Annotated in this window: 22 protein-coding genes and 1 pseudogene; 8 read left to right on the top strand and 15 right to left on the bottom strand. The window is 62.7% G+C overall.

All coding sequences use genetic code 11. From position 1 onward, the window contains the following. Positions 1 to 23: 23 nt before the first annotated feature. From BLV45_RS21590 to metE, 6 genes are all read right to left on the bottom strand, one after another. On the bottom strand, positions 24 to 752 hold the full coding sequence (locus BLV45_RS21590; protein WP_090536267.1) for an SDR family oxidoreductase: 729 nt from the start codon (positions 750 to 752) through the stop codon (positions 24 to 26). A gap of 42 nt (positions 753 to 794) precedes the next feature. Continuing rightward, positions 795 to 2078, bottom strand: coding sequence for a sugar ABC transporter permease (locus BLV45_RS21585; RefSeq protein WP_176954224.1), 1284 nt, complete (start codon positions 2076 to 2078; stop codon positions 795 to 797). 14 nt (positions 2079 to 2092) lie between these two features. After that, positions 2093 to 2896, bottom strand: a complete 804-nt coding sequence (locus tag BLV45_RS21580) for an ATP-binding cassette domain-containing protein (protein WP_090536265.1) — start codon at positions 2894 to 2896, stop codon at positions 2093 to 2095. Between the two features lie 80 nt (positions 2897 to 2976). Then, positions 2977 to 4035: an ABC transporter substrate-binding protein gene (locus tag BLV45_RS21575; protein ID WP_090536262.1), complete on the bottom strand. Its 1059-nt coding sequence runs from the start codon at positions 4033 to 4035 to the stop codon at positions 2977 to 2979. A 177-nt stretch (positions 4036 to 4212) separates the two neighbouring features. Beyond that, positions 4213 to 5160, bottom strand: coding sequence for an AraC family transcriptional regulator (locus tag BLV45_RS21570; RefSeq protein ID WP_090536260.1), 948 nt, complete (start codon positions 5158 to 5160; stop codon positions 4213 to 4215). 325 nt (positions 5161 to 5485) lie between these two features. Next, on the bottom strand, positions 5486 to 7777 hold the full coding sequence (gene metE, locus BLV45_RS21565) for a 5-methyltetrahydropteroyltriglutamate--homocysteine S-methyltransferase (RefSeq protein WP_090536258.1): 2292 nt from the start codon (positions 7775 to 7777) through the stop codon (positions 5486 to 5488). A 109-nt stretch (positions 7778 to 7886) separates the two neighbouring features. On the opposite strand from metE, the gene BLV45_RS21560 reads away from it, so the two are divergent. The 3 genes from BLV45_RS21560 to BLV45_RS21550 all read left to right on the top strand — a co-directional run bounded on the left by BLV45_RS21560 (position 7887) and on the right by BLV45_RS21550 (position 10853). Next, a complete protein-coding gene (locus BLV45_RS21560) occupies positions 7887 to 8795 on the top strand; it encodes a LysR family transcriptional regulator (RefSeq protein WP_090536256.1) in 909 nt (302 codons plus the stop codon). Between the two features lie 165 nt (positions 8796 to 8960). Next, positions 8961 to 10031, top strand: a complete 1071-nt coding sequence (locus BLV45_RS21555; protein ID WP_090536367.1) for an MBL fold metallo-hydrolase — start codon at positions 8961 to 8963, stop codon at positions 10029 to 10031. A gap of 162 nt (positions 10032 to 10193) precedes the next feature. Then, entirely contained in the window at positions 10194 to 10853 is a 660-nt protein-coding gene (locus BLV45_RS21550; protein ID WP_090536254.1) for a glutathione S-transferase family protein, read from the top strand. Positions 10854 to 10993: 140 nt separating this feature from the next. Here BLV45_RS21550 and BLV45_RS21545 read toward each other — a convergent pair whose 3' ends face one another. Beyond that, positions 10994 to 11593, bottom strand: a complete 600-nt coding sequence (locus BLV45_RS21545) for a TetR/AcrR family transcriptional regulator (RefSeq protein ID WP_090536252.1) — start codon at positions 11591 to 11593, stop codon at positions 10994 to 10996. Positions 11594 to 11772: 179 nt separating this feature from the next. On the opposite strand from BLV45_RS21545, the gene BLV45_RS21540 reads away from it, so the two are divergent. Continuing rightward, a complete protein-coding gene (locus BLV45_RS21540) occupies positions 11773 to 12804 on the top strand; it encodes a saccharopine dehydrogenase family protein (protein ID WP_090536250.1) in 1032 nt (343 codons plus the stop codon). 102 nt (positions 12805 to 12906) lie between these two features. Here the strand turns inward: BLV45_RS21540 and BLV45_RS21535 are convergent, their stop codons facing one another. The 6 genes and pseudogenes from BLV45_RS21535 to BLV45_RS21510 form a co-directional block, all read right to left on the bottom strand. After that, positions 12907 to 13614: an RNA polymerase sigma factor gene (locus tag BLV45_RS21535; protein ID WP_090536247.1), complete on the bottom strand. Its 708-nt coding sequence runs from the start codon at positions 13612 to 13614 to the stop codon at positions 12907 to 12909. A gap of 19 nt (positions 13615 to 13633) precedes the next feature. Beyond that, the gene (locus tag BLV45_RS21530) at positions 13634 to 13948 is read right to left on the bottom strand and encodes a cupredoxin domain-containing protein (protein WP_245753459.1); all 315 of its coding nucleotides are present in this window, start codon (positions 13946 to 13948) and stop codon (positions 13634 to 13636) included. A gap of 55 nt (positions 13949 to 14003) precedes the next feature. Then, positions 14004 to 14537: a DUF4142 domain-containing protein gene (locus BLV45_RS21525; protein ID WP_090536243.1), complete on the bottom strand. Its 534-nt coding sequence runs from the start codon at positions 14535 to 14537 to the stop codon at positions 14004 to 14006. 505 nt (positions 14538 to 15042) lie between these two features. Beyond that, positions 15043 to 15363 carry a pyrimidine/purine nucleoside phosphorylase gene (gene ppnP, locus BLV45_RS21520; protein WP_090536240.1) on the bottom strand — a complete coding sequence of 107 codons (321 nt, stop codon included), beginning with the start codon at positions 15361 to 15363 and terminating at the stop codon, positions 15043 to 15045. Positions 15364 to 15611: 248 nt separating this feature from the next. After that, positions 15612 to 16316: a hypothetical protein gene (locus tag BLV45_RS21515; protein ID WP_090536237.1), complete on the bottom strand. Its 705-nt coding sequence runs from the start codon at positions 16314 to 16316 to the stop codon at positions 15612 to 15614. 169 nt (positions 16317 to 16485) lie between these two features. Next, positions 16486 to 16656: pseudogene (locus tag BLV45_RS21510) on the bottom strand (porin); the annotation flags it as partial. A gap of 69 nt (positions 16657 to 16725) precedes the next feature. Between BLV45_RS21510 and BLV45_RS21505 the strand changes: the two are divergent. From BLV45_RS21505 to BLV45_RS21490, 4 genes are all read left to right on the top strand, one after another. Further along, positions 16726 to 17385 carry a M24 family metallopeptidase gene (locus tag BLV45_RS21505; RefSeq protein ID WP_090536233.1) on the top strand — a complete coding sequence of 220 codons (660 nt, stop codon included), beginning with the start codon at positions 16726 to 16728 and terminating at the stop codon, positions 17383 to 17385. A gap of 108 nt (positions 17386 to 17493) precedes the next feature. Next, on the top strand, positions 17494 to 18369 hold the full coding sequence (locus BLV45_RS21500) for an extracellular solute-binding protein (RefSeq protein ID WP_090536365.1): 876 nt from the start codon (positions 17494 to 17496) through the stop codon (positions 18367 to 18369). Beyond that, positions 18366 to 20204 (top strand): ABC transporter ATP-binding protein/permease, encoded by a 1839-nt coding sequence (locus BLV45_RS21495; RefSeq protein WP_090536231.1) that lies wholly within the window; start codon positions 18366 to 18368, stop codon positions 20202 to 20204. Before BLV45_RS21500 ends, BLV45_RS21495 begins: the two co-directional genes overlap by 4 nt. Positions 20205 to 20459: 255 nt before the next feature. After that, positions 20460 to 22013, top strand: coding sequence for a DUF2235 domain-containing protein (locus tag BLV45_RS21490; protein ID WP_090536228.1), 1554 nt, complete (start codon positions 20460 to 20462; stop codon positions 22011 to 22013). A gap of 43 nt (positions 22014 to 22056) precedes the next feature. Here the strand turns inward: BLV45_RS21490 and BLV45_RS21485 are convergent, their stop codons facing one another. Beyond that, entirely contained in the window at positions 22057 to 23592 is a 1536-nt protein-coding gene (locus tag BLV45_RS21485) for a sensor histidine kinase (RefSeq protein ID WP_090536226.1), read from the bottom strand. Next, positions 23589 to 24338 carry a response regulator transcription factor gene (locus BLV45_RS21480; RefSeq protein ID WP_090536220.1) on the bottom strand — a complete coding sequence of 250 codons (750 nt, stop codon included), beginning with the start codon at positions 24336 to 24338 and terminating at the stop codon, positions 23589 to 23591. The genes BLV45_RS21485 and BLV45_RS21480 overlap by 4 nt, the downstream gene beginning before the upstream one ends. Between the last annotated feature and the right edge of the window lie 124 nt (positions 24339 to 24462).

The raw sequence follows: 24462 nt of genomic DNA, 5'->3' as shown, positions 1-24462 counted from the left end.
CACTGTCAGTGATGTGAGGCGTTTCAGAGATCGACGCTGTTCGGAAGGATCACGATATCGCGAATGGTCACGTTGCGCGGCCGGGTCAGCATGAAGAGCACCGCATCGGCGACTTCTCCGGGCTGCATCAGGCTGCCCGAGGCGAGCGCCTCGTCCATCTTCGCCTTTGGCCAGTCGTCGAGCAACGCGGTGACGACCGGACCGGGCAACACTCCGCCGACACGCACGCCATGTTTCGAGAGCTGCCGCCGGGTCGTGTGAACGAAGGCCTGCACCGCGAATTTCGAGGCGGTGTAGATCGGTTCCCACACGACGGGAACCATCCCCGCGATGGAGCTGGTGAAGATGATGTCGCCTGACTTCTGCGCGACCAGATGCGGCAGCACGGCGTGAACCGAGCGAAACGCGGCGTTGATGTTCAGGTTGAGCACGCGGTCCCACTCGTCCGGATTGCCGTCCACCACTTCGCCGCCGACGTAGGCGCCGGCATTCGCGTGGAAGATGTCGAGGCCGCCGGCGAGAGCAAGGATTTTCGGCAGCATCGCGGAGACCTCCGACGGCTTCAGCAGGTCGACGACCAGTGGCAGCGCGTTCGGACCCAGTTCCGCGCAGAGTGACGTGAGCCTGTCTTCTGCACGGTCGATCAGAACGACCTTCACGCCTTCCGCGATCAGCGCGCGCGTACACGCGAGACCGATACCGGATGCCGCACCCGTGATGGCGGCAATTTTTCCCTTCAAGGATTCAGTCATTTAATACATCTCCAATGCAAGACGATTGCTGTATTGATCGAATCACGCGCGGCCATGCGACACACGCGACTGCCGGGCGAGCGAATCGACGATCACCGCGATCGCCAGCACCGCGCCGGTGATCATGAAGCGCAGCGACGACGACAGGTTCAGCAGCGTCAAGCCGCTGGCAATCGACTGGATCACGATAATCCCCAGCACCGCCGAATACGCGCTGCCGCGTCCACCGAAGAGACTCGTGCCGCCGATCACGGCCGCCGCGATGGCGTTCAGGTTCACGTCGCCGCTGCCGGCCTGCTGGCTCGCCGAGGCGAGCCGCGCCGCCGTCAGCACGCCGCCGAGCGCGGCGAGACTGGCGCACAGCACAAAGGCGCTGGTGTAGATGGCGTCGACCTTGATGCCGGCCCGCCTCGCGGCCTCGTGATTGCCGCCGACCGCGTGCATCGAGCGGCCCCAGCGCGTCCGCTTGAGCGCGTAGTCCATCGCGACCGCGATGCCGAGGAAAACACCGAACATCAGCGGAACGCCGCGTCCCTGGTTAAGGTAGGCAACCACCGCTTCCAGCAGCACGGTGATGGCCACGCTGCGCACGAGCAGGCTGCTCACCGAGGGCGCCGAGAGATGGGACGCACTGCGGCGCTCGCGTATGCGCAACCCGAGCACCAGCATCACGACACCCGGCGCCAGCGCAAGGAGGTAGGAAACGACAGCGGGGATGATGATGAGCTGCCCGAGGTTCACCATCGCCGAACCGTACGGCAGGTTGATCGATCCGGTGGCGCCGAGCACATAGAGCTGCAAGCCGAGGATCGCCAGCAGCCCGGCGAGCGTCGCGACGAAGCTCGGCATGCCGAGGCGGTTGAGCAGCACCGCGTACAGGACGCCGACGAGCGCGCCCACGGCGACGGCGGCGACGATCGCGAGCAGCACCGGCCAGCCGTGATTGACCCACAGCATGCCGACGAGCGCCGAAGCGAAGCCGCTCATCGAGCCCACCGACAGGTCGATCTGCCCGACCATCAGCACGCAGACGATGCCGAGCGAGATCACGCCGACCGTCGAGCAGTCGAACAGCAGGTTCACCAGATTGTCGGCCGAGAGGAACACCGGATTCAGGCTGGTGAACACGGTCCAGATGATGATCAGGCCCGCGATGACCGGCAGCGCGCCCAGATCGCCCGAGCGCACCCGTGCAAAGAAGGCGGCGACGGTGTCGCCAATTCCTGTTACGTGCTTGACGCGGACATCGCTGCGGTCGAGGAGCGTGGACGGCTGCGGCGCGCCTTGCGTTTCGGGCGGGGAGCCGTCTTTGATTTCGTTGCTCATGATCGTTCCTTGGTTCAGGCGCCCTGTTCGGCCTGGCGACGGCCGGCGCGACGTGACACAGCGTTTTCGGTCGCGCCGGTGATGGCGGCCACCAGTTCTTCATTCGACGAGTCGGGATAGAAGACACCGTTGTTGCGGCCGAGCCGCAGCACCACGATGCGGTCCGCCACGGCGCGGACGTCCTCCATGTTGTGGCTGATCATGATGACCGCGTGGCCGCGGTCGCGGACCCGCTCGATCAGGTTCAGCACCTCGGCGGTCTGCGCCACGCCGAGCGCCGCCGTCGGCTCGTCGAGCATGATCAGCTTCGGGTCGAGCAGCAGCGAGCGCGCGATCGCTACGGTCTGGCGCTGCCCGCCCGACAGTGACGCGACGACGTCACGCACGCTCGGGATGCGTGCCGACAGTTCGTTCAGAAGTGTCCAGGCCTTCACCTCCATGGCGACCTCGTCGAGGCGCAGCGGATTCAGCTCGCGCCCGAGATAGATGTTCGCGACGACGTCGAGGTTTTCGCACAAGGCGAGGTCCTGGAACACCGTGGCGATGCCGAGATCGAGCGCCGCGCCCGGATTGGTCAGCGTGACCGGCTGGCCGCGAAACGTGATCGAGCCGGCGCTGGGTTGATGGACGCCGGCGAGCACCTTCACCAGCGTCGATTTTCCGGCGCCGTTGTCGCCCACCAGCGCGACGACTTCGCCGGCATGCACGTCAAGCTCGATGTCCGTCAGCGCCGAGACCGCTCCGAAGTTCTTCGAGACGCCGCGCAGGCTCAGCACCAGCTCGCCGGGCCCGGATCGTGTTGTGGAGTTGTCAGTCATTTGACGGATACCTCATGATGAGTAAAGGGGCCCGGCACGCGCCGGGCCCCGTCCGGAGTTTGCGTCAGTTCGGCGCCGGATCAGTTCGTGATGCCCAGCTTCTTGCACCCTTCGGCATAGCGGTCGATACACAGGTCCTTCGCGCTCGCGAAGCCCTTGTCGACCACTTCCGCCTTGAGGTTCTTCGCCGTGATGACGGCCGGCTTGAAGAGCTGGGACGGCGTGTTGAAGAGCGTCGTTTCACCCTTCGGGGTCTGGCCGGACAGGAAGCCGACGGCCACCTTCGCCGCCGCCGCCGCGACGATCTCGCTCGGCTTCAGGATCGTGTTGTATTCGTCGCCGGCGATGATCAGTTGCAGCCCTGCGATCGTCGCGTCGTTGCCGGTCACGGGCGGCACCGGGTTCACGCCCGCCGCCTTGAACGCCGCGATGGCGCCGCCGCCCGTGCCGTCGTTGGCGGCCACGACGCCGACAATCTGCGAACCGAAGCGGGTGATCTGGCCGCTGACCCACTGTTGTGCCTTCGGCGGCGCCCAGTCCGGCGTGTCGTATTCGGCCAGCGTCTTGTAGCCGCTGCCCTGCAAGCCGGAATGGATGCCCTTTTTGATCAGCCCCGCCGCCGCGTCGGTCGGCGAACCGTTGACCTCGAGCACGCCGCCCTTGCTGGTCGGCACGCCCGTGTCCTTCAGGTGCTGGACGAGCGACTGCGCGATGGCGCGGCCGATGTTTTCGTTGTCGAACGACACGTAGTAGTTGGCCGGCGTCGAAGGAACAGGGCGGTCATACGCGATCACCTTGATACCCTGGCTCTGCGCCATATGGACGAGAGACGCCGCAGCCGTCGAGTCCACCGGGTCGAGGACGATCACCTTCGCGCCCTGCGCGATCACCGAGTTGAACTGCTGCTGCTGCGTGGCGACGTCGGCATTGGCATTCTGGTAGAGCACCTTGCAGTCGGGGCAGAGCTTGCTCATTTCCGCCTTGAAGCCGGGGAAGTCGTGCTGTTCGTAACGCGTCGACGCCTGGTCGGGCATCAGGAAGGCAACCGTGCCACTGGGCGCGGCCATGGCCGCCGTGGCGCTCATCAGGCTGAGGCTTAGCGCGCTGGCGCGGATCAGTTGGTTCGAAAGGCTGGTCATCGAGTGTCTCCGTTTTTAGTAAGGTTCCGGCGTGGGTGCTGCCGTGGATGAGCCGCGGGTGAGGCTTCGTGTTGCACTTCGTGAGTTCGGGTAGCGGTGCCCGGAAAAGCGCCCGTTCTACGATTGATCTGCGTGGGCGCCAATGTTCGTATACCTGGTGATGCGAAACATATTCATTCAGACGGTGTCAGTCGATTCGATCGCGCTGGCGGCATTGAGGTGCTGATATGCGCGCCATCGAGAAGGTGACATGGCCTTTTGCAGCAGGAACTGCCGGTTAAAATTCGAGAGGTTGTTGAAGCCGACCTTGTAGCAGATGTCCGTGATATTCAGCTCGTCCGACATCAGCAACTGGCACGCGAGATTGATGCGCAGCCGGTTCACGTACTGCACGAACGGCACGCCGGTATGCCGCCGGAAATATCGTGAGAAGGCGCTGACACTTTGTCCCGTGAGTTCGGCCAGATCCATCTCGCGCAGCGCTTGCGACAGGTTCCTGCCGATATAGGCCAGCACATGATTGATGCGGGTCTCGGCATGGCGCGTCGGGTCCTCATGATGAGCGGTGCTTGCCAGCTTCACCGGCTCCACGCCTTGCATGAGCAGGTCGAGCAACGCAAGAAACAGGGTGATGCGCCGCACGCCTTGTGCATCCAGCATCTCGCGCATGATCGGTTCGGCGGCCGCGCCCGTTTCTGGTGTGAACAGCACGCCCCACGCCGACGCATCGAGCAGGGATTCCACGCGCCTGATCTCCGGGAACACGTCGACGGCGCGCGCGACAAACCCGGCATCGAATTGCAGGATGAGGCAACGTTCATCCACATGCTCGCCTCGCGGCACATTGCTGACCCAGTTGTGCGGCAGGTTCGGTCCCGTCATCACGAGATTGCCAGGCGCGAAGTCACCGATGTAATCGCCGACGAAGTATTTACCCGTCGTCGACGTAACGAGCTGGATTTCGTATTCGGGGTGGAAGTGCCAGCGCACCGTGCGATACGGGTAACCATGCGACCACACCTTGAACGACTCATCGCGCGGCACGGCGACCAGTTCCAGATCGGGCTGGACGATTCTGGCGCGACGGGTATCCGTGTGCGCGCTGGCAGCCCGAATGGTGTGCATCTGTCTTCCTCCCGATCCATTTTTTTCGGGCGGTTCGCATGCACCGTGTCGCGCTCCGCCATGGATGAAAGTTAGCCCTGTCGGGCAGATATCACCACTGAAATTAAAGCCGCTGACCGATACTTTATTGCATTCGGGTAAATCCTTACGGTCTCATGCGTCGATTTTTGTGCAACGCGGCGGCGCGAAAAACTGCCGGACAGCCGGATAGCAAAACGGCCACCTTCCGGTGGCCGCTGGCCGTTGCGTTCACTGATACTGTGTCCGCCTGGTTGTCGTTGCCGTTAGCATCGAACGGCAATAACAACCCACACGGCAAGCGATATCAGACAGCCTGACGTAGCGTTTTCGCGGCGGCGACCATGTTCCTGAGCGCCGGAATCACTTCTTCCCATGCACGCGTTTTCAGGCCGCAATCCGGATTGACCCACAGACGCTCCGCGGGAATGCGACCGGCCGCCTTCTGCATCAACTGAACGATGTGCTCCTGGCTCGGGATATTCGGCGAATGAATGTCGTACACGCCGGGGCCGATCTCGTTCGGGTAGTTGAAGTGATCGAACACGTCGAGCAGTTCCATGTCCGAGCGCGACGTTTCGATCGTGATCACGTCCGCGTCCATATCCGCGATCGACGCGATGATGTCGTTGAACTCGGAATAGCACATGTGCGTGTGGATCTGCGTTTCGTCCTTCACGCCGTTTGCGGTGATACGGAACGATTCCACCGCCCACCGCAGATATTCGTTCCACTGTGCCTTGCGCAACGGCAGTCCCTCGCGAAGCGCGGCCTCGTCGATCTGGATCACGCGCACGCCGGCCTTTTCGAGGTCGAGCACTTCCTCGCGGATGGCAAGGGCCAACTGGTAGCACGAGACTGAACGCGGCTGGTCGTCGCGCACGAACGACCAGTTCAGGATCGTGACCGGTCCTGTCAGCATGCCCTTCATCGGTTTGACGGTCTGCGATTGCGCGTACCGGATCCATTCGACGGTCATCGCCCGAGGACGGCTGATGTCGCCGAACAGGATCGGCGGCTTCACGCATCGCGAGCCGTACGACTGGACCCAGCCGTGCTGGCTGAACGCATAGCCGTCGAGCTGTTCGCCGAAGTACTCGACCATGTCGTTACGTTCCGCTTCGCCATGCACCAGCACGTCGAGACCCAGCGCCTCCTGCTCTTTCACGCTGCGCGTGATTTCGCGTTCCATCGCAGCCTTGTAGGCCGCGCCGTCGAGTTCGCCGCTCCTGAACTGGCTGCGGGCAAGGCGGATTTCGCTTGTCTGCGGGAACGAGCCGATCGTGGTGGTCGGATACGCGGGCAGGTTCAGGATCGTCGACTGCTTCGCGGCGCGCTGCGGGTATGCGCTTGCGCGCTGGCCCAACGTGGCGTCGATCCTGCTGACAACTGCCTTGACCGATGGATTGTGAACGCGCGGGGAGGCGCGACGGCTTTCAATTGCGGCCGCGTTGGCGCTGAGTGCATCGGCGACGGCCGCGCGACCGTGGTTGAGCGCGGTAGCCAGGACCGTCAGTTCGTCGAGCTTTTGCAGCGCGAACGCGAGCCAGGATTTGATCCCGGGGTCAAGCTTCTGTTCGCTGTCCAGATCGACGGGCGTGTGCAGAAGCGAGCACGACGGCGCAATCCAGAGCCGCGAGCCGAGTTCGCGATGCAGCGGTTCCAGCCATTGGAGCGCCGCGTTCAGATCGGTTTTCCAGATATTGCGGCCGTTGATTACGCCAACGGACAGAACGGACGTGGCAGGCAGTCGTGCCGCGACTTGCGCGACTTCATCGCGCGCGTTGATGGCGTCGATGTGCAAGCCATCGACGGGAAGCGTGCAGGCGAGTTCGAGGTTTTCCTGCAACTGGCCGAAGTAGGTTGCGAGCAGCAGTTTGACCCTGCGTGTCTCGAGCGCGGCGTATGCGGTGACAAACGCTTCGCGCCATGCGGGGTCGAGTTCGGTCACGAGCGCGGGCTCGTCGATCTGCACCCACTCGACACCGTGTGCCGTGAAGTAGTCGAGCAGCGCCGCGTACACGGGAAGAAGGCGCGGCAACAGTGCGAGCCTGTCGGCGTCGTCTTTCGATTTGCCCAGCCACAGGTACGTCACCGGCCCGATGATGACGGGCTTCGCCTTCACGCCGAGCGCGCGTGCCTGCGCGAGCTGCTCGACGAGGCGCGACGGATCGAGCGAGAACTGCGTCGCCGCGTCGAACTCCGGGACGATGTAGTGATAGTTGGTGTCGAACCACTTGGTCATCTCGCCGGCGGCTACGCCGCCGCAGCATTCGCTGTGGTCGTCAGCGCCTTGAGCCGAACGGCCGCGCGCAACGCGGAAATAATTGTCGAGCCTGTCGCCGTGAAAATCGCGCACCCGCTCCGGCAGATTGCCCAGCGTGAAGCTCATGTCGAGCACCTGGTCATAAAACGCGAAGTCGCCGACCGGTGCGAAGTCGAGCCCCGCCTGATTTGCCCAATGGCGCGCGCGAAGCTGTTCGCCCGTCGCCTTCAGTTCGTCGCGTGACGATTGACCCTTCCAGTACGTTTCGAGTGCGAACTTGAGTTCGCGTTTCGCGCCGATGCGCGGAAAGCCCAGGTTATGTGTGGTGACCATGTCGTTACGCCGTCCAGTGAATGACTGACAGCGATGATAGAATTTTCCATATATGAAATAAAATGGATTAATTTCATCTACCAATTAGTTTTGTTCATGGAGTGGGACGATGCTGGAGCGTATCCATCTGATCATCATCAGGGAAGTGGACAGGCTGGGGTCTCTGACGGCTGCAGCGAACGCATTGAATCTGACGCAGTCGGCACTGAGTCACACCGTGAAGAAGATGGAGCAGCAGTTGGGCACCGCGGTATGGAATCGCGAAGGGCGGTCGATGCGTCTCACGCAACCGGGCCAGTATCTGCTTGCGCTGGCGAACCGCCTGCTGCCGCAGTTCGAACATGCGGAGGCGCGCATGAAACAGTATGCGCAGGGCCAGCGCGGCACGCTGCGGATCGGCATGGAGTGTCACCCGTGCTACCAGTGGCTGCTCAAGGTCGTGTCGCCCTATCTGGCAAGCTGGCCCGATGTCGACGTCGACGTGAAGCAGCGTTTCCAGTTCGGCGGAATCGGTGCGCTGTTCGGCTATGACATCGACGTGCTGGTCACGCCTGATCCGCTAAAAAAGCCTGGGCTGCGCTTTCAGCCGGTATTCGACTATGAACAGGTGCTGGTCGTCGCCGAAGGTCATGCGCTGGCGGACGTGGCTTACGTCACGCCCGAGCAGCTTGGCGCCGAGGTGCTGATCACCTATCCCGTCGAAACAGACAGGCTGGATATCTACAACCAGTTCCTGACGCCGGCCAACGTCGTGCCGAAAAAACACAAGGTGATCGAGACCACCGACATCATGTTGCAGATGGTCGCGAGCGGGCGCGGCGTCGCCGCGTTGCCGCGCTGGCTGGCGGAAGAGTATGCGGACTCGATGCCGATCGTGCCGCTGCGGCTCGGCAGAAAGGGCATCGCCAAGCAGATATTCCTGGGTACGCGGGAATCGGACGACGCCATCGATTATCTGGCGGCTTTCGTCGCGCTCGCTCGTGAGGCGGACTGGAGCGGCGCGAAGTTTCGTTCGTGACCCTGACGCCTCATCCTGTGCCTCGCCGTTCGTTGCGCCGCACAAAGTAACAAAGCCTTTGCGGAACGGCAGGCTGGCCAATAAACTTTGATCGATTGCCTGTCATCACGTGGTGGGCGTCCACAAAAGATCGCCCTGCCTCCCTTTCTTGCAGAGCCCGCCATGATGATTTTCCGCCAGCTTTTCGATCCCACCTCGTCCACCTATACCTACCTGCTGGGCGACGGTGACAGCGGCGAGGCGCTGCTGATCGATCCGGTCTATGAACAGGTGCCGCGCGACCTGGCGCTGCTGCAGGAGTTGGGCCTGCGGCTGCGGGCGACGCTCGACACCCACGTACACGCCGACCACGTAACTGGCGCCTGGCGTTTGAACCAGCGCTGCGGCAGCCGTATCGCGCTAGCCGAGGCGGCCGGTGCCAGCGGGGTGAACCAGCCGCTGCGCCACGGCGATCGTGTCGACTTCGGAAGCCGCTACGTGACCGTGCGCGCCACGCCCGGCCATACCAACGGCTGCCTGACCTATGTTCTCGACGACGAGCGCATGGCCTTCACCGGCGACAGCCTGTTGATTCGCGGCTGTGGCCGGACCGATTTCCAGCAGGGGAGTCCGCAGCAGCTGTTCGCCTCGGTGCGCGAGCAGATCCTGACGTTGCCTGACGACTGCCTGCTTTACCCCGCGCACGACTATCGCGGCATTACCGTCACCAGTGTGGTCGAGGAGCGGCGCTTCAACCCGCGCCTTGGCGGCGACGTGGACGTTGGCGACTTCATCGGTCATATGAATAACCTGAATTTGCCTCATCCGAAGCTGATGACCGTCGCGGTGCCCGCCAACCTGCGCTGTGGCGAGCCGGAGGGGGGCGCGTTGCCGGCGGAGATGCCCGGGTGGGCGCCACTGACGCTGCGTTTTAGCGGCGTGTGGGAGATCGAGCCCATGACGCTGCTCGAGTATGCGTCCACGCTGCAGATCGTGGATGTGCGCGAAGCGCCGGAGTTCATCGACCGTCTGGGCCATCTGCCCGATGCGCGGTTGATACCGTTGTCGCAGTTGATGAGCCGGCTGGATGAACTGGACCGCGAACGGCCCGTGGTGGCGGTGTGCCGCTCGGGGGTGCGCTCGGCCCAGGCCAGCGTGTTGTTGACGAGGTCAGGTTTTGGCAAGGTCGCGAACCTTGCCGGCGGCATGCTGCGCTGGAAGGCTGAAGCGCTGCCTGTAGCGTCGAACAGCGTCTGACCATTTGCACAGGTAGACGCGGTCCACCGGGCCGTCATAGGGGATGCGCGTGCCGCACCCGGACGCCGGCAATCTGTCGTGTCGATTTCCAGTGGGTTCATTCGTCGAGGAGTAAGAGGCCCGCTGAATGCGGCCATCTATCCCTATCCCCGGAGACTCTTCATGGCGCTGAAACTTTACTATCACCCGTTTTCGTCGTATTGCCAGAAGGCACTCGTCGCGCTCTACGAGAACGCCGTCCCGTTCGAGCCGCACATCCTCGCTGGTCCGGACAGCCCGGCGTTCCGCGAGCTGGCTGAACGCTGGCCGATGAAGCGCTTTCCAATGCTCGTGGATGGCGAACGGACCGTCATCGAGGCCAGTTGCGTCATCGAATACGTGGGCCTGTGCGCGCCAGGTCCGGTGCGCCTGATTCCCGAGGATCCGCGTGCCGCACTCGAGGTGCGAATGATGGACCGTTTCTTCGACAATTATGTTTCGACGCCCCAGCAAAGGATCGTGACTAACGCGCTCCGACCCGAAGATGCCCGTGATCCTTACGGTGTGGTGGAAGCGCGGAACATGCTCGACACGGCTTATGCCTGGCTCGACCAGGTGATGGCGCACCGCGAATGGGCGGCCGGTGAACACTTCAGTCTTGCCGATTGCGGTGCCGCGCCTTTCCTGTTTTATGCGGACTGGACACATCCGATCGGCGATGCCTATCCCAATGTGTCCGCCTACCGCGGAAGGCTGCTGGAACGGCCGTCGTTTGCACGAGCGGTGAACGAGGCGCGGCCATACCGCAAGCTGTTTCCGCTGGGCGCGCCTGATCGCGACTGACCGACGGGGGCTGCGTTCAACGGCAAGGTGTGCCGTTCAATCCCGACGCCTGTCGCGGCAACACGTATCGGATGTGCTGGTCGCGCGCATGGTGCCGCGCGCGGCTGCATTGAGTCGAACGCGCGGCCGTGTGCCTCCCGTCAGCCAGCATTGTCCGCAGCCGAGATCAGGGCAAGCGCCGCCGGCAGGAGCGGCTGCGCGGCGCCTTTAGCAAGCTGTCCGTAGACGTAGGCGCCATCGACGAGAAGGGCGATCTGGTTCGCCAGACTATCGGGCCTGGCAATGCCGATCTGCTTCACCAGCGCACCGAGACGGCGGCGCAACTCGGCCTTATGTCTGAGGGCCACCACCCGCGCGGGATGATCCGGCGCCGGAAACTCCGTTGCCACGTTGAGAAATGGACAGCCGCGGTATTTCGGCGTGGCGATATCGCGAGCGATCCACTGGAGATGAGCCTTGATCTCATCTCCAGGGGCGCTGCGGTGACGCGTCGCAATCTTGTCCCAGGCGGCCCAGTAATTCGCGTCATCGCGCTCGAGCACCGCGGCGACGAGCTCGTCCTTGGTCGTGAAGTGCCGATAGAGACTGGTCTTCGCAACCCCTGAGCGTTCGACGACGAGATCGACGCCCACGGCCCTGACGCCTTCCTGGTAGAACAGATCCGCCGCCGTATCGAGTATGCGGTCACGAACGCTGGCGGTTCCGGCTTCTTTTGCTGTGGCGGGTGTGGCTCTGCTCATGGCAAGTCCTCTCGACAGACGTCATGTTTCGGGTTGACGGTTACTGTACCAGAACTTTCTTGACACGCTACAGATCTGTACTCTACTCTTCAAAAAAACATACAGGTCTGTAGCGTTGCTGCGTCAGAAAACCGCTGTCCCGCCGTTTGAAAAAACACCATGACAACAGGAGTGTTGCGATGACCTCAAACCGAACCGTGGCCGTCTTCGGCGCTTACGGCCACACCGGCCGCTTCGTGGTGTCTGAACTGGTCAGGCGTGGCTTGCGACCCATCGCTTCCGGACGCGATGTCAGCAAGCTGAATGATGTCGGGGCAGCGTGTCCCGGGCTGGACATTCGACCGGCGTCGGTGGATGACCCGGATTCGCTCGACCGCGCGCTTGCGGGTGCGTCCGTGGTCATCAATTGCGCCGGCCCGTTCGCCAGAACGTCCGGGCCTGTGATCGACGCCGCGTTGCGTGCGCGCATTCCGTATCTGGATGTCGCTGCGGAAATAGAGGCCAACCTGGATACGTTCGGGCAGTACGCGGGTCGCGCGCGCGATGCGGGCATCGTGATCGTGCCGGCGATGGCGTTCTTTGGCGGCCTGGGCGATCTTCTTGCCACGGCGGCGATGGGCGACTGGACGGACGCGGACGAAATCTGCATTGCTTACGGGCTCAGCAGCTGGAGGCCGACGCACGGCACACGGGTTACCGGTCAGGTTTCGAGGCAGCGCAGAGACGGACGGCGGATCGTCTTTACAAAAGGGCAGATGGTGTTTCGCACGGACGCCGCACCACTGGACGAATGGGCGTTCCCCGCGCCGCTCGGCAGGCAGCCGGTCATCGGAGAATTCACGATGGCGGACACGGTGACGATCGCGCGCCATCTGAGGACGCCCGAGATACGCTCGTACATGACGGCCGCGGCAGTGAAAGACCTGTCGGACCCGAACCCGTCGCCGCCGGTTGCGGTCGACGGAAGCGGGCGCTCGGCGCAAACCTTTCTTGTCGAGGTGGTCGTGCGTTCGGGAGGTAACGAACGCCGCCTCGCGGCAAGCGGGCAGGACATCTACGCGATCAGCGCGCCGCTCGTGGTCGAAGCGGCCACGCGTGTCGTCAATGGGCTGGTTCACGGGACGGGCGTCCTCACCGCAGGCGAAGCCTTCGATGCACGCGACTTTCTGGAATCGCTCGGTCAGCAGCATCTGTCATTGCGGTGGCGGTGAATTCCGGACCTGTCTTCAGGCGTCTGCGTCGCAGCCCGAAGTCGAATGCCTGGAGTGCTGGCAGCGCTCGCCGTGCGCTCGTTGCCAGCTGAACTGAATCGGCTACTGGCTGCCGCCCTGGCCGTACTCGTCCGCTATCCGCAGCAGCACCCTCGCGACCACCCGATCGCATTGAGATCCACCAAACTCGAACAGGTCGCGCTCGGCGAGATCGATTTCCCGCGCCAGTGATTCACGCAGGAGGCTCTTTGCGCGGAAATGCCGGCTGCGCACCGTTGCCTCCGGGATGTCGAGACACTGCGCGGTTTCCTCGACGCTCATTTCCTCGATTGAACGCAGCACGAAGACGACCCGGAAGGCGTCCGGCAGTGCGTCCAGCTTGCGCTCGAGTAACGCGCGCATTTCGGCACGCGCCACCGCGTTGTCTGGAGAATCGGAATCGTGTGTGGTCATTGCGTCAGCTGCATCCTGAGTGCCCGGGTCCACCATCGGAATCACGTTCTGACGCCGGGCCGCCCGGCGCAGGCGGCCGAAACATTCGTTGAGTACCAGCCGCGACAACCAGGTGAAGAGCGCGGAGTCGCCGCGGAACTTGCCGATCGACCGCCAGGCCGACATGTACGCTTCCTGCAACGCATCTTCCGCCTCCGCGTCGTTGTGCAGCGTGCCGCGCGCCAGACGGTACAGGCGCCGGTTGTGCCTGCGCATCAGCAGTTCGAACGCGGATCGATCCCCCGCGGCAATGCGGCGGGCGATCGACAGATCATCATCCGCGAGGGCCGCCGCATATGTTCCAGCATGGTTCGTCATGGAGCCTTCGTCACGCGCGTTACCCGACAGTGAGTGTGCCATGCATCGTGGGGTGCAGTTTGCACAGGTAAGAATAGCTTCCCGGCTGGCGGGCGACGTAACTCCAGGAAGCGTTCGGTGCGATATTGCCCGAGTCGAACGCCTTCGAGGTTGCGCTCGCCGTGTGGGGAAACAGGTCCTTGTTGACCCACACTATGCGACTTCCGCGATGTACCGTCAGCGCCGGCGGATTGAACTGCATCTGCTCGATCACGACAAAGTACGTTTCGGGCGCCGCAGCGGCACTGGCATGCAGTGCCGCGCCGAGGAGCGCAACCTGAACGCCGGCAAGCACGAAAACGCGCCTGCGCAGTTTGCCTCGCAGCGCTCCGGCAACGCTGGCCCGATGATCAGCCACCGCTCTTCTCCAGTTCCATCTGAAGATGTTTTGCATGTTCAAGGTGGGCGACGAACGCCGGCCGCACCTTCACGAGCAGCGCTTTCAGTTCCCCATTCTGGGCCGCCGGGATCAAGGTCTTGTCGAGCGCAGCCAGCACGTTCTCGTGATAGACCACTTCGTGATCGATATACGCCCGGTCAAAACTCCCGCCTTTAAGCGTCTTCAGGTTGGCAAGGTTCGCATCGCCGCCTTGCTTAAGGCTTTGACTTGTCGGGTTGTCCTCCGGTGTCACGCCTAGCTTGTGGACGAGGTCGGTGGCGGCCTGGTTGACGCCACTGTGGTCGGTGACCATGCGCTGCGCGAACGCCTTGACGTCCTTCGATCCGGTCTTCGACTCCGCGAGCTTGCCCGCGTCGATGTCGACCTGATTCGCGGTCACCACGATGGCGGCGATCTGCGGATCGGTGGGGCCCGCGCCCTGCGCCCAGCCAGAGACGCTGGCAAGCGCCAGTGCCCCGAACAGGGCAACGTTGTTGAACTTCATAAGATATCTCCCGTGCAATGGTGATGTGTCTGGCTGGCCCACGTGGACCAGATCCGGTTCTGACCTGTTCTATGGATTTAGATGTCACGTGGAGAAGCCCCGTTCCCGATCGTGAGGAGATGGTGTGTACGGGCGTGACCGGTCGATACCTGGCCACACAGGCATCGTCGAGGGTTGGGCTGTCGGGCTGTTGGGCTACTGGGCTATGAATCAGGCTGCAGCCGGTGCGTAACAAACCTGTGAGCGGCTGAAGCGTTCGTTGATGCGCGGTTGTAGTCGGGAAGCTGGCGGGGTGCCGTATCGTGACGCAGGATTTTCACTTCCTGGCCGTTCTTTTCGATCGTCGTCAGTGAGTCGTGCGACGACGGGAGCCTGACAGCGTGACGCAGGCTCGTGATTTTCTGGGGGGTGTCAGGAAGCGGAGGAGTGCAGCGGCACAGGCTGAACATGCCCGTGTCGCTTGCACATGTGCAAAGGCGCCATGCGCCTGTTCGTCTTTACGTCTTTACAGATAGCTGCAGACGTAGTCGAGCGTTTCGATCACGTCGATATCGAAGCGGCTCTTGCCGGGCACGGAGAAAGAATCGCCCGCGCCATACGTCTCCCATTCGTCACTGCCCGCGAGGCGGATGCGGCATTGGCCAGCCTGCACCTCCATGAGTTCCGGCGCGTCGGTGCCGAAGTTGAGCGCGCCGGGCAGGATCACGCCGAGCGTCTTGCGCGTGCCGTCGGCGAAGAGAACGGTGTGCGAGACACACTTGCCATCGAAGTAGACGTTGGCACGTTTGATAACGGAAACCTGATCGAATTGCGTTGCGGCCGTCATGGCGGTCTTCCTTTGGGTCATCGTGAATGGATGCGTCGACGCCGCGTCGCGACAGCGGGGCGGCGCGCGATCAGCACGGACCGCGCGCGGGCTTTCGGACGGGCGCAAGCTCGATATCATACAGACGGTCGGCGGTATGCACGAAGTTGCCACGGCAACGCGAGACGTCCATCGATTCGTCACTGGAAATGGAGCCGCGCTGAATATCGGCATCCTGTCAGCGCAACACCCCGGCGTGGCGCTCGCGATCAGTCGACCCGACGCCAGCGACCAGAATCCGGGAATACGGTGACCTGTTCGCCGTTCAGCAAGAGCTGCTCTGCCTCCGGTTGCAATGAGGTCGAAGGGGCGATGTCGAAGGCAACCTTCAGTGCCTGTCCAACGTGGGGATCTTCGATGGGCAGCTCCCAGGTCAGGAATATCTGGACACAATCCTGGTCCGGCGCGAAGTCGGCCACGTTGAATCCGCTGCTGCCGCGCCGGATTACGCCATGAGGCTGGCCAGTATCGAATATCACTGCCGTTCCCCGGGTCAGCGGAATGCGATGATCCAGAGCAGGAAAATGCAGGTCCAGCCCCTTGTCTTCGCTCAGGAAGAGATTGCAAAAGGCAGCACCGCCATATTGCGCGGCGTCATGGTGGTACCTCGCGCCGCGGCAGGCCATGAGCGCTACGTCGCTGGAGGCAAGCACCTCGGCCAGTCCGGACGCGCACGTCCAGTCGGACATCGTCTGCACGCAGCGTGCGTAATCCGGCCAGCGCACCCGCGTGCGGGCAAAAGGCATGACCTCGACGTCGCCAGGCTCGAGGATCATGCGCGACGACGTCTCCCTTTGCCAGTCCGCAAGCAGGCGTGCAGGGGGCTCAGGCACGTCGAGCGTGCCCGACAGCACGACGTCGCTCACACGACGGCTGCGGATGGCGTCGCCACTCCAGAACCAGGAGGTCAGCATGCCGGGTACTCGATGCAGTTGAAGGAGCTCATCCGCATCATTTTAGCGATTCCAGGAAATCGCTCAGGCGCAACCCGGACTAAAAGCAGTGATCGTCTGAGCGTGAGCGTCATGCAAGGTCAAGGCGTTGTGCAACGCCTGCCCGCATGTATCGCAGGTGATGCGCGGATCAGAACCGGTGGCGCACACCGACACGGAACGCCACCTGCTCATCGGTGCCCGGGCCTGACGGGCCGAAGAAACTCGTGCTGGAGCCGATCTGTGCCTGCACGTCGCCGGTTGCCGCGTTGTGACCCGAAGCGCGCTGGTAGATACCGGGCAGGTATACGTCGGTGCGCTTGTCATGATGCTGCCTGGACACTCAGGTTCCCGAACGCTATATTCATCGGGATACAACTGGAGAGGATGGATGGAACCAGCGATGAAGCAGGCGGTTGGCAGTGCCTATGTGCTCGAATCGATGAAGTTCGCGCGTGACAGAACCTGGGAGGCTGTCGAGCAGATCAGTGAACGGGTTGAACCAGGCATGCTCGAGTCGCAGGCGACAGTGGAATGCAAGCGCCTCCTGACGCAACTCGGAATGGATCGAATCTGGCATCCGGTTCTCGTCCGTTTCGGCGAGAACACGCTAAAGACATTCAAGCAGCCATCGGCTGGCGATCCGCGGCTCAAGGAAGACGACATTTTTTTCGTCGATCTTGGCGTTGTCTGGAATCGGCACGAAGGCGATGTGGGCGCTACCTTCGTGGTCGGCAACGATGCGCAGATGAAGGCGTGTGCCGATGCCGCGAAGACCGTGTTCGACGAAGTGGAGCGGCACTGGCGTTCATCCGGCGCGGGCGGCAAGGCGCTCTATGACTTCGCCGAAGCGCGTGCATCAGCACTTGGATGGCGTCTGAATCTGGATATCAAAGGCCATCGTGTCAGTGATTTTCCGCACGCGATCTACAAGGCAGGCGATCTTGGAGACTTCGCCGACTGCCCGGACGCCGGGCTCTGGATCCTCGAAATACAACTGGCCCATCCGACGCGGCCGTTCGGTGCCTTTTACGAAGATCTGCTCGTGTAGCGCATAGGGTTCGTGCACGACCGTTTCGCTCGTGCGGTTTTTTATATCGATGCGAAGTTGAGGCGCGCATCGTAATATATGGGCCTTTATAACGATTCGGGGAATGACATGTTGCGCAAGCTTCTGGTGTCCGGTGCCGTGCTGACAGGCCTGCTGGCCGCAAACGTCTGTGCCGCCGACGAGGGGACCGTCAACGTTTTGTATGCGGGCTCGCTTGTGAACCTGATGGAGCGCAGCGTCGGACCGGCATTCGAGAAGGAGACGGGTCTGCATTTTCAGGGCTACGCGGCCGGATCGAACAAGATTGCCAATGAGGTCAAAGGCAAGCTCCGTCGCGGCGACGTGTTTATCAGCGCGAGCCCGAAGGTGAACGCCAGCTTGATGGGCGCGGCGAACGGCGATCATGTGAGCTGGTACGTCAACTTCGCCGAATCGCCGCTGATGATCGGCTACAACCCGCAAAGCCGTTTTGCCGCCGATTTCAAGCAGAAGCGCTGGGATCAGGTGCTGCAGGAACCGGGTATCCGCGTTGGCCGTACCGATCCGAAGCTCGATCCGAAGGGGGCATTCACCGTCCAGATGGTGACGAAGGCCGCGGAGCTCTATCATCAGCCCGATCTCGTTCAGAAGACGCTCGGCGCGCCCGACAATCCCGAGCAGGTGCTGCCGGAGGAGACGCTGGTGGGGCGTCTTCAGTCAGGCCAGCTCGACGCGGGCTTTTTCTACTCGACGGAAACGTCGGATCTGAAGATTCCTGCGTTTCGCCCCGCGCCTGAACTGCAAGCCAGGGCGAGCTATACGCTCACTATCCTCAACGATGCACCGAACGCCAGTGGCGGGACGCGTTTTGCCGATTTTCTGCTTAGCGCCAAAGGGCGTGCGTTGCTTAAGGAGCACGGCGTCGACGTGATCAAGCCGACGGTGACCGGCAATGCGCAAGCCGTACCGTCGTCATTGCATGCTGTCATCGACGCAGCCCAATGAAGCAGCCAGCGGCGCAGCCGCTGCTCTGGCTCGCCATCCTGCTTGCTGCGTATCTGTGCGCGCCGTTTCTCGCGAGTATTCCGCAGATCAGTCACGCCGACTGGGCCGGCGTCGACTGGCACGCCACGTGGTCGGCGGTTGGCGTTTCCATCGGCAGTGCAAGCGTTGCCGCGCTCGTGATACTCGTGGGCGGCGTGCCGCTGGGGTACTGGCTCGCCCGTTCGTCGTCGCGCTGGACAGCATGGCTTGGTTTTGTCGTCCAGCTGCCGCTCGCATTGCCGCCGCTCACGAGCGGCGTGCTGCTGTTGTTCCTGCTGGGACCTTATAGCTGGATCGGCCGTGCGGTCGGCGGTACGCTGACCGATTCGTTCGCGGGCATCGTGCTCGCCGAAACGTTCGTCGCCGCTCCTTTTCTGATCGTCGCCGCGCGTTCCGCGTTTCTGTCGGTCGATCCTGTTCTCGACGATGTTGCCGCGACGCTCGGACATCATCCGGCCAGCCGCTTTTTTCGCGTGACGCTGCCGGTTGCATGGCCGGCCATCCGGGCGGGCCTTGCGTTGGCGTGGCTGCGCGCATTCGGCGAATTTGGCGCGACGGTGATGGTCGCTTATCACCCGTATTCGCTCCCTGTGTACACCTACGTGGTATTCGGCGGACAGGGTTTGCCGGCGATGATGCCGCTTCTGCTGCCGACGCTCGGCATCGCCGTGGTGTGCGCCGCGCTGTCGGTTTATAGCCGCGGCGCCCGTGCGACCGCAAGCGAGCAGCCCGACAATGGCGACGAACCCGTCGTCGTCGCCATGGCCGGCACGTCGCTTTCCGCCGATGCCGATCTGACGCTTGCGATACGGCTGACGAGACATATCGGCACGTTCAGCCTCGACATCGCCTGGGCGCCTTCTTCGCGACGGCTCGCGATCATCGGTCCGTCGGGTTCCGGCAAGTCGATGGCGCTGCGGTTGATCGCGGGCCTGGAATCCAATGAGCGTGGCGCGGTGACGCTCGGCCGGCTGGATCTCGGTGCGCTGCCACCGGAGCGGCGCCAGATTGGCTATATGCCGCAGGATTACGGCCTTTTCCCTCACATGACCGTGGACCAGCAGCTTGCGTTTCCTGTCGGCGCGGACCGGGCGAGCGCGCGTTTCTGGGTCGAGCATCTGGGCCTTGCGACGCTGACCCGTCGTCTTCCGCGTCAGCTATCGTTTGGTCAGCGCCAGCGGGTTGCGCTCGCGCGTGCGCTGTCGCGCCATAGTCAACTGCTGCTCTTCGACGAGCCGTTCGCCGCACTCGATACGCCACGCCGTCGCCGCCTGCAACAATCGCTCAGGGACCTGCAGCGCGAGATCGCCGCGATAACAGTCATCGTGACGCACGATCCTGACGAAGCCGCGCTGCTCGCCGACGAAGTACTGGTGATCGAACACGGACGCGTTCTGCAAACCGGACCCGTCGAGGAAGTTTTCGCGCGACCTTGCACGATGCGGGTTGCCGATCTGCTGGGTCTGCACAATGTCGGGAAGGGAATCGTCAAAACGCCAGGCGAGATCGAGATCGCCGAAGGATTCACGCTGGAAACATCGGACCGGTCTTTTCACCCTGGACAACAGGTGATGTGGCGTGTGGGTTCCCGCTCGATAACGCCGTCAGCGAGTGGCCCGCATGTGGGAATGATCAGCACGATCGGCACGCGCGACGGTGAGCGCTATGTCAATGCAAAGGTCAAAGGTGTGAGCTTTGAGTTTGCCAGCCAGGACGGCGGTCTTCGTGAAAACGGGCAATGCCGGCTCGCTATCGACCCTGATGGCGTGACAGTGTGGGCTGGTATCTTGCCTTGACAGGCAGGACGATGCCGCTTGTGCGCGTCACCCTTACCCGGATTCTGCCGATCCTGAACCCCGCACGGAACGCTTATGATAGGAATTCAGGCGCACCTTGAGCATCCCCGAATCTGGGTGACACGGTCATGCTTTCGTGCAATTTCATGGATGTGGCGGGCCACGCCGGCATATGAACCGGTGAACCGCAGGTGTCGAGGGCGAGGTTGCTCCACTGCGTGATGAGAATCTCGCAGAACGAGAAGGGCCAAAAAAATGAAGAGACTTTTCGTTTGCTGTGACGGCACATGGAACTCGGATAGCGACCAGTTTCAGGGGGTGCCTGTTCCAACCAATGTCGTCCGTTTTTTCAACGCATTGAGCGAGCGCGGCGACGATGGCGTCGAGCAGCTCCGGTACTATCACGTCGGCATCGGCGCTAACGAAGGGCGGGTGCGTCGCCTTATCGACGGGGTGCTGGGATTAGGCCTCTCCCGTGACATCCGAACCGCGTACAAGTGGCTGTCCGACCACTACGAAGAGGGTTCCGAAATCTTTGTCATTGGCTTCTCTCGTGGCGCGTTCACGGCGCGAAGCCTGGTCGGCATGCTTCACCATTGCGGACTTCCTCACGAGGCAACCTGGGCGCTGGTCAGGCAGGCATGGAACCTGTACCGGCTTGACCCTGAAATGCCAGAAAGCGCCACGCAGCAGAAACGGTTCCGCGATGCGCATGGCAACCCCCCGCCCATTCGCTTCCTGGGGGTGTGGGAGACGGTGGGCGCGCTCGGCATCCCCGCCATCGTGGACTTGTCCCGCTTCGGCAGAAAGCGCTTCGAATTTCATGACACAACGCTCCCGCCAGAAGTCGAGCGCGCGGTCCAGGCCCTTGCAATCGATGAGCAGCGGAACAACTTCTTTCCAACGCTGTGGACGGATTCGGATGGGTGCGACCTGACACGCGTGTTGCAGGTGTGGTTCCCTGGTGTTCACGCCGACGTTGGGGGCGGCTACAAAGAGACCGGACTTTCCGATGCCACGCTCAAATGGATGATTGGCGAGGCTGCGAAGTGCGGTGCGGTGTTTGAGCCAGACATGTTGAACCAGCTGGCCCACGCGGACCAGTCGTCGCCCTCCGCGATACATGGTGTCCTTCACAACTCGCTCACCGGTTTTTACCGGGAAGTCGGCTTTCGTCCCCGGTCCTTTCCGTATCTGGCGAAGGGTTCGCGAAGATGTTCTGAATCGATATCGGATCTGGCATTGGCACGACAGGCCAGTCCGCCAATCTTTCAGGCGCCCTATCGACCGAACATCGACCCTGCGGAGGCGGTCGAGGTGCGGGTTTTCGCCAGCCCGTTGTGGAACTGGACAGGTATTTTCATGAACGAGGGTGTGAGCTACCGCTTCGAGGTGCCTGAAGGTCAAACGTGGCTGGATGGGGACAGTGCATGGGGTGCGGAGGGAACACCTGGTAACTGGATGCAACGTCTGTTTGCGTGGTCGAGGCGGGTCAGGGGAGCGAACTGGTTCGAACTCTGCGGGGCGATTTCAACGCCAGGACAACCGGGCCAGGCAGGCGTGCCGCCTCAACCCTTCTACTTCAGAATTGGCAAGGAAATGGAGATCAAGGCGCCATGCTCGGGTTATCTGTATTGCTTTGCCAACGATGCCAGCTGGGCGTACTGGAACAATCACGGAAGTCTGCGGGTTGAAATCGCGGAATCAGGCGGTATGCCGGCGGGCAAGGCGGCATCCCCGTCTCCAGAGGATGACCTGACTGCGCCCCCAACAGCACCCGGCGGCTCCGGCGCGGGTCAGCCATCCTGAAGCCGCCGGGCAGTTCGTCGGGCGATTAGCTGACCGCTTCCGGCTATCTTTGTCGCTGCCCGGTCATCCAGGAAGACGACTGCGACGAACTCGAAGCACCGGCTGACAGGGAAGCGCCAGTAACAGGAAGCTCGAAGCAGAATGTCGCCCCCGTGCCCGTGTGTTCGACCAGACGTATCTGGCTGTGATGCAGTTGCAGCATGCGCTGCACGATCAGCAGCCCGAACCCGCCGCCGCGGTGCGCACCACCGGTGCTGAAAGGGCGCTCGAACAGCCCGTCGCGCTGATTCGCCGGAATGCCTGGGCCCGTGTCGCTGACCGTGACCGACACCCGCGCGTCGCGATACGCGAGATCGACGCCGACCGTGCCATGAGCAGGCGTATGACGAATCGCGTTGTCGAGCAGGTTGGTCAGCACCCGCTCGATCATCCCGAGATCGGCAAGGACACTGGGCAGGCGCTGCGGAATCCCGGCACGCAGATGGATATGCCGCGCTTCGGCCGGCAACTCGAATTTCTGGAAGACGTCCTGCACCAGGTCCACCATCGAGAATGCTTCCAGCGCCGGTTGCACGTTGCCATGTTCGAGCCTCGCCAGTTCGAATAGCGCCTCTGCCAGCCGTCCAACCTTGACGCTTTGCGCAAGCGCGATCGCGAGATAGCGTTTGCGTTCCGTTTCGCCGAGCGTGTCGGCCTTCAGCGACAACGTTTCGAGGTAGCCGTGCAGCGACGTCAGCGGCGTGCGCAGGTCGTGCGAAATGTTGGCAAGCAGTTCGCGCCGTTGCTGGTCGAGCCGCGTCAGCGCGCGCCACTGTTCGCCGATCCGTTCGGCCATCTGCGCGAACGCGGTCTCCAGCACGGCGATTTCATCACGCGTTCCCGCTGACGATGAACGCGGCACCTTCGGCTGCGTATCCGGTTCGCCGTTGGCGTCGAAGCGCAGCATCGCGGCGGACAGCCTTCGCAGGGGGCGCGTGATCAGCCCGAATGCCGTGAGGCCCGCGAGCAGCCCAAGCAGGGTCACGAGCGCCATGTACCACAGCGTGGTGCGCAATACCGAGCTGGCGCTAACCTGTGCGGCGAGTGCGTCATGTGCCTCGCCGAGCAGCACCACGTAGACATAACCCGATGGCGCTTGTCCCTTCGCCTGCAGCGGCGCGGCGCTGAACACCTTGCGCGCGTCGGTGCTGCGCGGATCGTCGCCGAGAATCGGGAGCGCGTCGCCGGCGATGAAACGGCGAATCGGCGCGAGGTCCACCTGCTCGCGCTTCACATGCCCGGCGGGCGCATCGTCGCCCTTGATGCGTCCCTGACTGTCGAGCAGATACACCTCGACGCTCGGATTGACCACCATCAACTGGCCGAACAGTTGCCGCACGGCGTCGGGCCGCAGGCCGTTCCCATCCATCAATGGCGTGCCGCGGGCGATGTGACCGGCAAGGCCGCGTGACAGGCCCTGGATCACTTCCTTGTCGTGCAGGTCGCTGGAGCGGATTTGCAGCCACGCCGATGCGCCGCAGCACGCCAGCAGCAGCACCGAGAACACGATCGAAAGCCGCTGGGTGAGCGTGAGGTTCATGGCGCGTCCGTGGATGGGGTGTCCTGCGCCGGGGTGCCGTCGGAAGGCACTGCAAACTTGTAGCCGCGCCCCCAGACAGTCAGTATCCGCGTGGGCTCGGCCGGATCGGCTTCGATCTTCGCGCGCAGCCGGTTGATGTGAGTGTTGACGGTATGTTCGTATCCTTCATGCCGATAGCCCCACACCGCGTTGAGCAGGTCCATCCGCGAAAATACCTTGCCCGGCTGCTGCGCGAAGAAATACAGCAGATCGAATTCGCGCGGCGTCAGTTCGATGCGCCGACCCTCGACGGCGGCCTCGCGTGTCAGCGGATCGATGGTGAGGCCTGCTGTCTGCAGCGTGCCGGCGTCGATCCGCGAATCTTTCGCCATCGCCTCGACGCGGCGCAGCAGCGCTTTCACGCGTGCAACCAGTTCGAGCACGGAGAACGGCTTGGCGAGGTAGTCGTCGGCGCCGAGTTCGAGGCCGAGAATCCGGTGAACTTCGCTCGACCGCGCGCTGGTGATGATGATCGGCGTGTAACGCGTCATCGTGCGGGCGCGCCGGCAAATCTCCAGTCCGTCGACGCCCGGCAGCATCAGGTCGAGGATCAGTGCATCCCAGCCGCCCTGTTCAAGCAGCCGGAGCCCTTCGTTGCCGTCGGCGCTATGCACGACCTCATAGCGTTCATCCCGCAGATGCAGGGCCAGTACGTTGGCAATGTCGACGTCGTCTTCGACGATCAGGATGCGCTTTTGATGATCCATGGAAGTCGCGGTCTCGAGCGGTTCTGGGCGGTTGCAGGAACGGGCGCCGGATAGTGGCCGTTGCGCCATTGTGCAAAATTTCCGGGCAGCGAGTTATCACATTTAATTTAACTTTTCGTGAGGA

Source organism: Paraburkholderia sartisoli (genome assembly GCF_900107685.1).
GTDB classification, from domain to species: Bacteria; Pseudomonadota; Gammaproteobacteria; order Burkholderiales; family Burkholderiaceae; genus Paraburkholderia; species Paraburkholderia sartisoli.
This window is presented reverse-complemented; position numbering and strand designations above follow the sequence as displayed.